The following is a 14271-nucleotide window of genomic DNA, read 5'->3' as shown; positions in this document are numbered from 1 at the left end:
ATGATTGAAATCAGCAAGATATCAAAACATTATCAAGACACAACTGTTCTCGATAATATAACAACAACAATTCAACGTGGCGGTATTACTTCGATCATAGGTCCTAATGGCGCGGGGAAATCCACACTACTTTCAGTTATTGGACGTTTACTACTTCCTGAAAGCGGGATGGTTAGCGTTAATGGTATGGATGTTGCTGCAACTGATAGCGATGTTCTTGCTAAGAATCTCTCAATACTACGCCAAGAAAACCAGTTTGTTAGTCGTTTAACCGTAGAAGAATTAGTCGGTTTTGGACGCTATCCTTACAGTAAAGGGCGTTTAACACTAGACGATAAAAAAGTCATTGATGAGTCATTAGCCTTTTTAAATTTGACTGAATTTCGTCATCGCTATCTAGATGAGTTATCAGGCGGACAACGTCAACGTACCTATGTTGCGATGGTGCTATGCCAAGACACCGAATATGTGATGCTTGATGAACCACTGAATAATCTTGATATGAAACATGCAGTGATAATGATGAAACTTCTGCGAAAAGCCGCAGATGAATTAGGAAAAACCATTATTATCGTGATCCATGATATCAATTTTGCCTCTGTTTACTCTGACTATATTTTAGCCATGCGTAACGGACAACTGTATTATCACGGTTCACCAAAAGAGATCATGAAAGCGGATATTATTGAAGATATTTTCGATACACCCGTTGACGTTAAAGAGCTCGATAATAAACTCATTGCTATGTATTACTAATTCCATTTAGCTCAATTATCTTCAATAAAAAGCATGTTGTTCTTCTCATTAACAACATGCTTTTTTATTGCCCTTTCTCTTGCTGAAGTAACTCTGAATCAATATCTTCAAAGATAGATTGCCATTCATTATCATCGATATCCATTAATCCAAAATAACGCAATAAAAAGGTACCTTCTGTCGCTAAAAATGCCAATCGAGCACGTTTTCCGGCTTCTGTTGTCGTATCTACACCTGCTAATCGTTGCTGATACCACTCTTTTGTACTTTGTAAATATTCAGGCGTTTGTAGCAATGCAGCCATCAAACTCGCGCCTTTGGCAAAAGAGACTTTATCGTGATGATGTGTGGCGTGAATATGTGCAGTGACTCGATTATCAGGTGAGTTATTATCTTCAACGATTTTTTTAAATTGCGTTTCATAACTGCCTTCCCAGTGTTCAAACATGGCATCAATCATTGCCTCTTTACTGCTAAAACAGTATTGAACCCCTCCTTTTGAGATCCCCATTTTTTTGGCAACAGTATCAATCGTTAATGCAGCTGCCCCTTGCTCCATCACAATGTCGAAGATAGCTTCTAACAATTTTTCTCTATCAATGGTTCTTTGACGCCCCATAAAAAACCCCTTTTCAATACGACCGTATGGATTTATATTGTAGCCGTTAATAAAAATAATACACATAAAAATAACTGAGATTTCTATGATAAAAGATTATAAACGTTGGATAGTATTACTTCTGGTATCTAGCATGCTGTTTCTCATTGTTGTAGATGTAACCGTGCTTTATACCGCATTGCCACGTTTAACTCATGATTTAAACGCAAGTGCATCAGAAAAACTTTGGATAATGAATGCTTATCCATTAATTGTTGCCGGATTATTACCCGCAGCAGGTATGCTCACAGACAGAATAGGTCATAAAACATTATTTATTAGTGGATTACCGCTATTTGCGCTCGCTTCATTGTGTGCCGCATTTTCACCCACAGCAACCTCATTAATTGCTTCTCGAGGTTTTTTAGCTGTGGGGGCAGCAATGAGTATGCCAGCAACACTATCAATAGTGCGTCAAGTTTTTAGCGATCCACAAGAGCGCGCTATTGCCATTGGTATTTGGTCTGCAGTTGCATCTGGCGGTGCAGCTTTAGGGCCCTTAATTGGCGGTATTTTATTAAATAACTTCTGGTGGGGTTCTGTCTTTTTAATTAACGTCCCTATTGTTCTTTTGGTGTTGCCGTTTTCTATTTGGCTTATCCCTAAGTTTTCAGGACATGGTGATCATAAAATTGATTATTTAAGCTCAGTACTCATTTTAGTGGGTTTGATCAGTGCCATTTATGCCTTAAAAGAGATAGGAAAACCTTATACACAGTGGAGTGAAGCTACGACTGCCACCCTTATTGCCGTCGCCTTTCTCACTCTATTTACTCTACGTCAACGTAAACAAACTCACCCAATGATTGACTTTAGGCTATTTAAAAATCGTTTTTTTAGTATTGGTATTTTAATGGCTGTACTTTCTATGGTGATCATAGTGGGCATTGAATTATTGCTTAGTCAACGTCTACAGCTTGTTGCCGGTTTTACCCCACTTAACGCAGCGCTGGTCATTTTACCTATTCCTATTGGTTCTGTACTTGCTTCGCCATTGGCAGGTTATTTCTTGGTGCGTTTAGGTGAAGTTCGCTTAATTATTGCTGGATTTATGCTCACTTTAGTGGGAAATCTGTGGTTAATTGCCGTTTATCAAACAACATCACCCATGGTGTTAATGGGTAGCTTATTCTTAATTGGCTTTGGTTTAGGTATTATTTTTACCACCGCATCGACGTCAATTATGTTGAGTGTTGCCGATAGGCAAGCAGGAATGGCCGCATCAATTGAAGATGTCGCTTATGAGCTAGGTAGTGTGATTGGTGTGACATTTATGGGCAGTTTGATGAGTACGGTATATACCTTAAAACTGGTATTACCTAATTCATTAACCGTTGATGAGGCGGTATATGATAGTTTAGATGAAGCGCTTATTGTGGCAGAAAAATTGCCAATTGACGTGGCTTCTCTTGTAATATCCCAAGCAAATTTAGCCTTTGAAAATGCCTTTTTCGTCGTATTAATCGCCACAGCAATTATTACAGCACTTAGTTTGATTTTTTTACCTTATTGCTTACGTAGCACAGTAAGATAAAATGCACTTAATGATAAATAACCTCACGCAATATAATGGTGCGTGAGGTTATTAACTGCAATATTAAGTGATATTAAAGCGTAATAATTCCTTTCATTAATAACCCTACTACGACGACATCAAGCAATAATAAAATGGCTAAATAAAGTATCTCTTTTGCTTGGAAAATAGGTTTATTATCATGTTTTTCTTTACGTGACCAAATAAAAATGGGCAATCCGCAAGTTAACAAAATAGGCACTAACGCCACATACTGAATTTGGCTTGCATACAAAATAAAGAGACAGAAAATAACACCTAATACACCACTCAATAATGCTAATTGTCTTCCCGTTTTTGCATATTGATCATATTGGCGATTAATACAAATCTTGGTGATATAAAGTGTTGTAGTAATATAGGCAGGAACAACCATTAACGCGCTAATGTTATACATTGTATTCCACGCATTATTAGAAAAATAAACTAATAGCATTGCCGCCTGCATAACAATACTACTTACCCACAATGATGTATTTGCCGCTTGATTTTTATTCGTACGAGCAAAGACCTTAGGAAATGCGCCCTTTTGACCTGCAACCATTGGGATTTCAGCACATAACATTGTCCATGCTAACCACCCCGCTAATACAGAAATAATCAACCCAACATTCATTAGCCAATCTCCCCAATTTCCAACAACTTTCGCTAATACACCCGCTGTTGATGGATTACTTAATTGAGCTAATTGTGTTTGAGGCATAACACCAAAGGGTAATACTGATAATAGAATATAAATAATTAATGCCAATAAAAATCCTAATAAGGTTGCTTTACCCACATCTTTCTTATTTTTTGCTCTACCCGATAAAACAACAGCACCTTCCACACCAATAAATGACCACAATGTTACCGTCATCGGTGCCAAGATTTGTGACATTAACGATACAGGCTCTGACTTATTACCAACAGTGCTCATGATTTGAGGAGATGTTCCCCAAAAATTACTAAATAATTGGTAATAATCAATAAGAACACCAAGCACAATAACAAATAAAATCAATGGCACTAATTTAGCAATGGTTCCGAGTGTATTAACAAAGCCCGCGACTTTCGTTCCTGATAACACTAAAAAGTTATAGCCCCAAATTAAAATAGAACCACAGATAATCGAATTTAAGTTATTACCGTCAGTAAAGACACCGGGGAAAAACTGATCAAATGCATCCATCAAGATAACGGCAAATGCCACATTACCAAATGCAGTCATTAACCAATAACCCCAAGCCACATTAAATCCAATAAAAGAACCAAAACCCTCTTGTGCATACATATATACACCTGCCTGAAGGTCGGGTCTTAAATCCGATAACAAGCGAAATGCATTAGCAATAAAATAAACGCCAATACCCGCAATAATCCATGCAATAAGCACAGGACCTATTGCTGAGCTTGCTGCGGTATTTTGTGGCAAGCTAAACACACCACCACCTAACATTGAACCTACAACAATTGCAATGAGTGCCAATAAGCCCAATTTTGCACCACTATTTCCCGTTGTATTCGTGGCGTTACTTGATGATGTTATTTCAGATTTGTTCGCCATAAAAAACCTCTTATCTCCAGATAATCCTATCTGGCACTTTAATCAGTGCCAGATATTTTGATAAAATTGTTATCTCGTTATTGATTATTGACGGCCTTTCTTAATAGCAGAAACATGGCGTTTAAATTTTATATGTGAAGGCAACACTTTCGCCTCGCGTTCATCTTCAACAATGGCTCTAACCCAAAAATCTCCGTTTTCATCTACATTAATTCCCTGAATTTCATGCTCAAATCCTGGGAATTCTTTATCAAAGTTCTGTAATGCTTTAAGGTAACCAATAATACCTTGATCCCCTTTAGGTAGGCGTTCACCAGGCATAAGTACAGGAATTCCTGGTGGGTAAGGGACTAACATAGTCGCAGAAATACGGCCTGAAAAATCATCTAGAGGGATATGCTCTGCTTTATAACGAACCACTTTTTGGTAAGCATCAGCAGGGGACATTACAGGTGTAGGGTCAGTATTTACCGCCTCACTAATATGTTTCATTAAATCCAACTCATCCATCTTATTGTGCATAGTTTGGCAAAGTTGTTTTAATGTCATTTTTGCATATTTAGGAGACGCTTCTTTAAGTGATGGGATTGCTTCTGTCGCTAACGCATTTGAATCATAGAGTTTTTTAAAGGTGAGTAAACTTTCTAATAGTGTTCCCCATTTTCCTTTTGTCACTCCGACAGAGAACAGAATTAAAATGGTGTAATCTCCTGTTCTTGCGATCTCAATACGACGATCATCTAAAAATTTCGTGATGATATAACCAGGAATACCCATTTTTTGGTATTGGCCATCCGCGGTAATTCCGGGGCAAGTTATCGTCACTTTCACAGGATCTAGCATACTGTCGCTATCGGCAATATCTTCATCAGAAAAACCATGCCATTTATCACCCGCTTTTAATGTCCAGCAATCTGACTCTTGGCTTAACAGATCAAGAGGCGCTTGCTCAAAACTGTGGCTTTCACCTGTTTTCGGATCACGAACTTGGGTCGGTTGTAATACATCAAAGAACCACTCTGATTCACCATTCTGTTCTTTTAATTGACGTTTGACAGAGACAACCGCCTTACGAAAACCAATGGCTTCTTCAATCGATTCCTGTACTAAAGATAGACCTGATTCACCTTTCATCATACCAACAGCAACATCAATAGAAGCAATAATTGGGTAATAAGGCGATGTTGTGCCATGCATCATAAATGAGTCATTAAAGTCATCAAAATTTAAAGGTGCACGATCACTTTTCTTCACATGGATCATCGATGCCATAGAGAGTGATGGCAACATTTTATGTGTTGATTGCACTGCAAAAATGGTAGGACGGTTTGGCATATCCTCAGCAACATCCATCGCAAAACGATTTTTATACAGAGGATGAAAACGCGCATAAGCATACCATGCTTCATCAAAATGAATACGAGGTACACTGACGGCTAAATTCTTTACGACATCATTGACATTGTAACAAAAACCATCATAAGTACAGTTGGTAACCACGGCATAAGTAGGCTCCGTACTAACGGCACCTTCTGCTAGCGGGCTCTCTTTTATCAGTTGACTAATACTTGCTTGTGATAATCGTTTGGTTGGAATAGGGCCAATTAATCCATATCCATTACGTGTTGGTTTCAAATAAACAGGGCGTCCTTGTGAAAGCGTCAAACCATGATTAAGCGATTTATGGCAGTTTCTATCAACGACTACGATTTCATTAGCGCCTACAGCACCTTGAGCAACAATACGGTTAGAGCCTGATGAGCCAGACACACCATAAAATGTCCAATCAGCACCGAATAGCTCTGCGGCAATTTCTTCTGATGTTTTTGATGGACCGGCATGAATAAGATAATCACCCATTTCAGCCGTAGCGACACCAATATCCGCCCGCATCATATTTTCACCAAAGAAATTAATAAACTCGATGCCAATAGGATGTTTCAAATATGCCATACCGCCCATATGCCCAGGGCAATCCCAGTAATAATCACCATCCTCAGTGAAATTTTTTAATGTTTTAAAATAAGGCGGTAAAAGGCTTTCTGCATAGCGATGGATTAACGTATAAATGCGATTCGCCGTAAATGTAGCTGTTTCTGAATAAAGATAGATATATTCGCTAACTTCTTTGAGAATATTGATAGAGACATTATCTGTAATATTTTCTTCGGAGATTAATAATATCGGTGTATCTGAATTTCTCTGTCTGAATAATGAAATAAAACCTTCGGCTTCTATATTCATTTTGGGATTGTTATTATCCCAAAAAATACCAATAGCACTATATTTTGGGCTTTCTTTTATATATTTAATGCCATGATGAATATTATCTGCAATTTGGGCTACAAATCCACGTTCAGCAATTGCTTTTTGTAAAGATGTTAATGCCTGTTTAGCCGGGCTATCTTCTTTTAGCCCAGATGAAGAGACAAATAATACATTATGATTAAATTTCACGGACACCTCCATAGGTATCAAATACCTATATTTATTAGGTTTACATTACTCATTTTACTTCACAAAAAATAAGTTAGTCATTTCACAATAATCAAATTAAAATTTAATAAAATCATTCAAATATAAAATAATAGTTAATATGTCCAGCATGATAATAAAAATAAAGAACATGCGTTCTGTGGGCGTAAATATCACTTTTTTCTCTTGGTATCGAGACCACACAAAGAGGGGAATACCCAAAGTCAGTAAAATAGGAACCATTGCTAAATACTTTATTTCACAGGCATAAAACATAAATAGACAAAAGGCTAATCCAATAAAACCACTAACCAAGGCTGAGATTTTTCCTTTATCTGCATATTTAGAAAAATCACCTGATAAGCAGAGTTGTAATAAATATGCAGAAGAAGTTAAATAAGCAGGTAAAACCATTAATGCGGAAATGGCTAACATTGTTAACCAAGCATTATTGGAGAAATAAACAACAAAGACGACTAACTGCATAAATAGGCTACTGACCCAAAGTGATACGCTAGCAGCGCCATTTTCATTTTTAGTGGCAAAGGCTTTCGGGAAAGTTCCATTCTGAGCCGCGGCCATAGGAATTTCAGCACAAATCATTGTCCACGCTAACCAACTGGTTAATACGGAAACCAAAACGCCGATATTAATTAACCATTCCCCCCAATCTCCTGACACTGTTTTTAATATTCCTGCCGTAGATGGGGTTGGTATCATGCTCAATGTTTTTTGAGATAAAACACCAAAAGGTAATATTGAAATAAAAATACAAATAATAAGTGAGACGATAAAGCCGATCAAAGTGGCTTTACTCACATCTTTCTTATTTCGAGCGCGTCCAGATAACGCAACAGCGCCTTCTACACCGATAAAACACCACAAAGCAACATCGAGTGGCGCTAATATTTGTTCTGAAATAGAACCCAGATTATCAGCGGGTATAGAGGCAGAATTTCCCCAAAAATTATTGGTGAGTTCTTCATAATTAAGAAAATAAACGAGAATAAAAACAAAAATACTTAAAGGAATTAACTTAGCAAATGTACCAATAATATTAATTGCACCCGCTAGCTTTGTACCAGATAAAACAAGGTAATTAAATCCCCAGATGAGAATGGAGGCACCAATAATAGAAGGAATATTATTTCCCCCCTTAAAATCACCAGGTAAAAAATAATTTAAAGTATCCATAACCATAATAGCAAAAGCAACATTGCTAAATATGGTCATTAACCAATAGCCCCACGCCACAATAAAAGCGACAAAAGATCCAAATCCTTCACGAGCATACATATAAATACCCGCTTGAAGATCTGGACGAACGTCAGATAGCACCATAAAAATGCGAGCAATAAAATACATACCAAAACCACAAATAAGCCAAGCAACAATAACTGGACCGACTTCCGATGTTGCAGCCATATTTTGTGGTAGACCATCAACACCACTGCCTATCATTGAACTAATGACGATAGCAACAAGTGCAAGCAAGCCTATTTTTTGGCTTGTATTGTTATTAGAAGCACCCTTTGACATATTATTATTAACCCTATTGCAACAATAATTTTATTAAAACTATTAGTTAATTTTTAATTATAGTTAAATATAAAAATGATACAGGTTTTATCCTATATATCACTGTAATAATGATGTGTATAACCTATTTAAGATGAACAATCGTATACTATGTGATAATTATTTAATCATCTTGCGATAAAAAATAACAAACAAAAAAACTAAAAAATAGATATAAGTCAAAAAAAATACTCACATAAGAATAATTATAATTTATTCATTGTGTTAGACATAAAAAACTAATTATTATTAATCTTATTAAGATGATTATAATTGTATATTTAAACCTTTATAAAAAAGTCACCATATAAAAAATTCAAGTAGTTAAAGACAAAAAACCTTATTTAAAAATAATCTACATAGTTAATATTACTTACGTATTAATATGTAGATATTTATATTAAGAATATACTTTTTAAATAGGTGTTCTTAATTTGGATATTAAAAACAATCTATATTTAATCCATCCATACTAAAGTGAGAAGGCGATTGCCCCATCTGCTTTTTAAACATCGTTGAGAAAGAGCCAGCGCTGTTATAACCCAAATCAAAAGCAATTTCGGTGATCCCACGACCGGATAAGATTTGTGTTAATGAATTCAACAAACAGACTTGTTGTCGCCATTGTGAAAATGACATCCCTGTTTGTTGACGGAAAAAACGACTAAAAGAGCGCTCACTTTTATGTAATTTATCTGCCCACTGTTGAGGTAAAGAATCTATTTTAGGATCACGAATAAAATCACGGCATAATTTCGCTAATTTACTGTCTTGCGGAATAGGTGCAAAAAACGGTAACGGTTTTGCTTTCGCTAATTCACATAAAATTAGCTGCATTAAAAAGCCATCTCTCCCTTTTTTATCATATTCTGCGGGCACATCTACCGCTTCAAGCAATAGTTGACGAAAAAGAGGAGAAACACTGACCACTTCACATTGTTTGCTATGACGAGGTGCTGCTGAAGGCTCAATATACAAGCTTCGGGTGCTCACATCTAACATACGAGTTTCATGCCCAGTTTCTGGCGGGATCCAAACGCCACAAGACGGTGGAATAACCCACTCACCATCATCTGTACTCACTTCAATTAAACCTGTGGCAGGGTATAAAAACTGAGCTCGGCGATGTTGATGAGTTTCTAACAACGTATTGGGCAAATAGTCTGTACCCAGCGCAATAACATCTCGGTCAAGTGAATCAACGCTTTTTAAAGGTACATTTCTCACAATTTAGGTCGCTCTCTTTCTATTTTCGTTCTTTTAATATAGCAGTTATCCCACACTCTACACACCAGCAAATAATGACCTATATAATTAAAATCGCTATATATTTAAATAAACAATGCAAGTGACTTATATGAAATTTCAACCTTCTTGATATCTATTTAATAAATTCTATTAACAATCAAAAAACGCGCTTTTAACACACCTCGGAAATAGGCTGAAATTCAAATGTCATTGTCTGGTTTTAGAATGTTGGCAAAAGATTAATCAACTACTATCCCTCTCGCAGAGGTGATTTAGAGCACTCTGCAATTATCTATGCATTCAATAATAATGCAGCGGATACCAGACATTCCCTTTATTCATAGCCTAGAAAAATCACGCACATTCTTTATATCAAGTATCGGGTATATCGGGATCCGCCTATTATGTTTAAGGTAGAGTTCATATGAGCAATCAGTCCGATCACGATAGTGATACAAAGAGTATTCTCAACAATGTTAGCCGCCGTCACTTTATTCAAGCGAGCTCAGCATTAGTCACCCTTCCTTTTCTCGCATCAAACTCTTTTGCTGCGACAACAGATAACGCTATCCCAGTAAAATCAATAATGACCGAAGAGGGTGAACGCGTTGTTTCAACTTGCAGTAGCTTTGACTGTGGCGGTAAATGTGATATTCGAGCCCATGTAAAAGATGGCAAAGTCACCCAAATTAGTACACGCCCTGATGCTGACTTAGATGAAGAAATGCCAATTATGCGTGCCTGTGTACGAGGCCGTGGTTATCGTAAATTTGTCTATCACCCAGACCGCTTAAAATACCCAATGAAACGTGTAGGTAAACGTGGTGAAGGCAAATTTGAACGTATCACGTGGGAAGAAGCGACCACGCTTATTGCACAAAATATGCAACGTATTAATGATCAATATGGCCCTGCATCACGTTTTGTTAGCTTAAGCACAGGTGTTACGGGGGGGATTTTCTCAGGTGCGAATATGTTACGTCGCCTGTTTAATATCACTGGGGGGTTTTTGGAGAACTATCACTCTGTCAGTAACGGTAATACTCTTGCTGTCACCCCTTATACTTACGGCACCGCCGCCAGTGGTAGTACACTCGACACGTTAGAAGATACCCCGCTTGTCATTTTATGGGGTCATAACCCTAACGAAACTATTTTTGGCCATTCAAACCATTTCTTCCAAAAAATGAAGAAAAACGGCACTAAATTTATTGTCGTTGACCCACGTTATTCTGATACCGCCTCTTCTTTAGCTGATCAGTGGATCCCATTACTGCCAACAACAGATAATGCCATGATGGATGCGATGATGTATGTCATCGTCAGTGAGAACCTGCACGATCAAGCATTTATCGATAAATACACTATTGGCTTTGATGAACACCAAATGCCAGAAGGTGTAGGTAAAAATGAATCTTTAGTTGCCTATTTGATGGGTAAAAAAGATGGCATTAAGAAAACCCCTGAATGGGCAGAACCTATCACTAAAGTGCCTGCGGATACTATCCGCCAATTAGCCCGTGAATATGCTTCGACAAAACCAGCGGCATTAATACAAGGCTGGGGTCCTCAGCGCCATATTTGTGGTGAACGGACGGCGCGTGGGGCAACATTACTTGCCACTATTACCGGTAATGTGGGTGTTCGTGGTGGTTGGGCTGCTGGTTATGGTATGGCATTAAACTCTGAACTGCGTAAAACCATCGCGGGACCAAGTCTATTAACCAATCCAGTAAAAGCGAAAATCAATATCACCAACTGGGTACAAGCATGTGAAGATAAAAATTTAGTCACACCTGAGAATGGGTTACTGAATGCCGAGAAACTTGATACGGAAATCAAGATGATTTTCTCAATGGCCGGTAACTACATGACAAACCAAAATACCGATATTCTTCATGCCGCGAAAGTACTTGAAGATGAATCGAAAGTAGAATTTATTGTTTGTAGTGATCTCTATCTGACACCAAGTGCAAAATACGCCGATATTTTACTGCCAGAAACTAGCTTCTTAGAACGCTGGAACATCGGTGGTACATGGAGTTATGGCGACTATATTATTCTTTCTGAAAAAGTGATTGAACCTGAATTTGAGCGTCGCACTGACTACGATTGGTTACGTGAAGTTGCCAATAAATTAGGGGTGGGCGAACAATTTAGCGAAGGTAAAGAGACAGACCGCGATTGGATTGAATATTTAGTCAATGACGCCAGTGTTAAACGCCCTGAAGACGGTATTCCAACCTTTAAAGAGCTATTGGTTAAACGCCGTCATCTACTAAAACATCGTCCTCATACTCAAAATGTGGCGTTTGAGAAAAATATCCAAGATATCGAGAATAACCCATTCCCAACGCCATCAGGCAAAATTGAAATTTTCTCTAAACGCTTATATGACATGAATAATGTCGATATTCCTGCACTCTCTCATTATGTACCCGCCATTGAGGGCCCTGAAGATAGGTTAACAGATAAATTCCCGTTACAACTTATCACATGGAAAGGGCGTAACCGCGCAAACTCGACGCAATTTGCCAACCCGTGGTTACAAGAAGTACAACGCCAAGAGCTCTGGTTAAATCCGCTAGATGCCGAAGATAGAAACATAAAAGAAGGCGAAAAAGTCAAAGTATATAACGATCGTGGGGTAACGATGGTTCCCGTCAAATTAACACAACGAATTATGCCTGGTGTCGTCGCCTTGCAAGCAGGTGCTTGGTGGCAACCTGATGCAAAAGGTATAGATCAAGGTGGATGTGCCAACGTATTAACATCATCCCGTAGCACCGCAATGGCACACGGCAATGCTCACCAAACATTATTGGTCGAGGTAGCAAAAGCATGAGTAAATTTATCGTTTATCCCGCTGTAAGTAGCAAGCAGTTAGGATTTTATATCGACAGCGCTCGCTGTTCAGGTTGTAAAGCGTGTCAGGTGGCTTGCAAAGATAAAAACAATCTTGATGTTGGACGAAAATTTCGTCGTGTCTATGAAATCACGGGTGGTGGTTATACCCGTAATCCTAAAGGTGCGCTGATCAATAATGTCTTTGCTTACACGTTATCCATCTCTTGTAATCATTGTGACGACCCGATTTGCGTTAAAAACTGTCCAACAACAGCAATGCATAAGCGTGAAGGTGACGGCATCGTCATGGTAGATACAGATAAATGTGTCGGTTGTGGTGCTTGCGCGTGGTCTTGCCCTTATGGGGCGCCACAGATGAACCCTGAAACCAAACAGATGTCAAAATGCGATTTTTGCATCGATTTGCAACAAAAAGGTGAACAACCGGTTTGTGTCGCCACTTGTCCACTAGGTGCAATCCAATTTGGCCCTATTGATGAACTCCGTGAACGCTATGGTGATTTAGATTATGTCACGGGTTTACCTTCCCCTGAAATAACACATCCCAACCTTGTTATTAACCCACATCAGGGTGCCAATAATGACGGAATTAATAATAAGGGAGAAAGAAAATGAATGAATGGTCATTATTAATCTTCACATTTATGATGAATGCGGCCATTGGTCTTGCGTTAACAACAGGGCTTTTTGCGCGTCGCCTTTCTCATTATCTCAATACAGAAAGCTACTATCGCTTTATGCTATTGGCCTTATTTATTATTTGTGGGTTAGCAGGTTTAGGCTCTATTGCCTCAATCACTCACTTAGGTGTGCCATTAAATGCTCCTAATGCGATTAGAAATGTTTTTTCTGCTTGGCTAAGTCGTGAAGTTGCCATCACAGCTATTTTTGTTGGTTGTCTAGGTTTAACCTTTTTATGGCTCTGGCGCACTCGCAAACTCTCAATGCTGTTATTAAGTACCAGTATTCTGATCGGGCTATTTGATATTTATTGTATGGCATCGATTTATCGCCATACCTCTATTTTGACATGGATGAACCCTAACACTTACATCATGTTCTTCGGGGCGATGTTAACACTTGGTGCCGCTATTTTCTTTTTGTTGCTCAAAGTATTACAACGCATAGGCAGTAAGTTAGGTATTGAAATACCACAAGACTCTTTCCCAATGCGCTGGAAATGGCAATTATGGGGAATAATGGCATTTAGCTTAATCGGTCGACTACTGTATCAACCTTTTTATGAGCAATATTTAACTAGCACGCTCTATAGCCAAAAATCGGTGACATTTCCGTTATCACCTATTCAAGTCTATTACTCCATTGGTTCGTTACGGACGACATGCTGGATCTTAGCCACCTTTGCAGTATTGGCTTGTGGCTATAGTTTAGTGAAATTCCTAACACCCAAAAACCAAGATAAATCAACAGAGTCTATCTTTGCGCTTGGCTGTGTGATCGCAATTATCGCTGACTTTATGTTGCGCTATGTTTTCTACTCAATTCACTAGTTGTCATTGAGCAAGTCGTTTAAATAATAAAAAAACAAACCTCATTAATTGGGGTTTG

Annotated in this window: 10 protein-coding genes; 5 read left to right on the top strand and 5 right to left on the bottom strand. The window is 38.2% G+C overall.

What is annotated here, in order from left to right:
- A complete protein-coding gene (locus QSH13_RS09695; protein WP_109395975.1) occupies nt 1-756 on the top strand; it encodes an iron ABC transporter ATP-binding protein in 756 nt (251 codons plus the stop codon).
- 64 nt (nt 757-820) lie between these two features.
- Here QSH13_RS09695 and QSH13_RS09690 read toward each other — a convergent pair whose 3' ends face one another.
- Entirely contained in the window at nt 821-1375 is a 555-nt protein-coding gene (locus QSH13_RS09690; RefSeq protein ID WP_196543840.1) for a TetR/AcrR family transcriptional regulator, read from the bottom strand.
- Between the two features lie 85 nt (nt 1376-1460).
- Here QSH13_RS09690 and QSH13_RS09685 point away from each other — a divergent pair, with 85 nt between their 5' ends.
- Entirely contained in the window at nt 1461-2948 is a 1488-nt protein-coding gene (locus QSH13_RS09685) for an MFS transporter (protein ID WP_286039100.1), read from the top strand.
- A 73-nt stretch (nt 2949-3021) separates the two neighbouring features.
- Here the strand turns inward: QSH13_RS09685 and QSH13_RS09680 are convergent, their stop codons facing one another.
- From QSH13_RS09680 to QSH13_RS09665, 4 genes are all read right to left on the bottom strand, one after another.
- Nucleotides 3022-4533 (bottom strand): basic amino acid/polyamine antiporter, encoded by a 1512-nt coding sequence (locus QSH13_RS09680; RefSeq protein ID WP_109395978.1) that lies wholly within the window; start codon nt 4531-4533, stop codon nt 3022-3024.
- Between the two features lie 84 nt (nt 4534-4617).
- Entirely contained in the window at nt 4618-6990 is a 2373-nt protein-coding gene (locus QSH13_RS09675; RefSeq protein ID WP_109406739.1) for an Orn/Lys/Arg family decarboxylase, read from the bottom strand.
- 96 nt (nt 6991-7086) lie between these two features.
- Nucleotides 7087-8547 carry a basic amino acid/polyamine antiporter gene (locus QSH13_RS09670; RefSeq protein WP_109406738.1) on the bottom strand — a complete coding sequence of 487 codons (1461 nt, stop codon included), beginning with the start codon at nt 8545-8547 and terminating at the stop codon, nt 7087-7089.
- 480 nt (nt 8548-9027) lie between these two features.
- Nucleotides 9028-9813 carry an AraC family transcriptional regulator gene (locus QSH13_RS09665; protein WP_109395981.1) on the bottom strand — a complete coding sequence of 262 codons (786 nt, stop codon included), beginning with the start codon at nt 9811-9813 and terminating at the stop codon, nt 9028-9030.
- A 445-nt stretch (nt 9814-10258) separates the two neighbouring features.
- On the opposite strand from QSH13_RS09665, the gene QSH13_RS09660 reads away from it, so the two are divergent.
- The 3 genes from QSH13_RS09660 to QSH13_RS09650 are packed head-to-tail and all read left to right on the top strand — an operon-like array spanning nt 10259 to nt 14213.
- A complete protein-coding gene (locus tag QSH13_RS09660) occupies nt 10259-12679 on the top strand; it encodes a DMSO/selenate family reductase complex A subunit (protein ID WP_286039101.1) in 2421 nt (806 codons plus the stop codon).
- Nucleotides 12676-13317 carry a DMSO/selenate family reductase complex B subunit gene (locus QSH13_RS09655; protein ID WP_109406736.1) on the top strand — a complete coding sequence of 214 codons (642 nt, stop codon included), beginning with the start codon at nt 12676-12678 and terminating at the stop codon, nt 13315-13317. Before QSH13_RS09660 ends, QSH13_RS09655 begins: the two co-directional genes overlap by 4 nt.
- A complete protein-coding gene (locus QSH13_RS09650; RefSeq protein ID WP_196543844.1) occupies nt 13314-14213 on the top strand; it encodes a dimethyl sulfoxide reductase anchor subunit family protein in 900 nt (299 codons plus the stop codon). The genes QSH13_RS09655 and QSH13_RS09650 overlap by 4 nt, the downstream gene beginning before the upstream one ends.
- Nucleotides 14214-14271: the final 58 nt, after the last annotated feature.

The organism is Proteus faecis (assembly GCF_030286765.1).
In the GTDB taxonomy this organism is placed as follows: domain Bacteria; phylum Pseudomonadota; class Gammaproteobacteria; order Enterobacterales; family Enterobacteriaceae; genus Proteus; species Proteus faecis.
The sequence above is the reverse complement of the archived record's forward strand: the minus strand, read 5'-3'. Positions and strand labels throughout refer to the sequence as shown.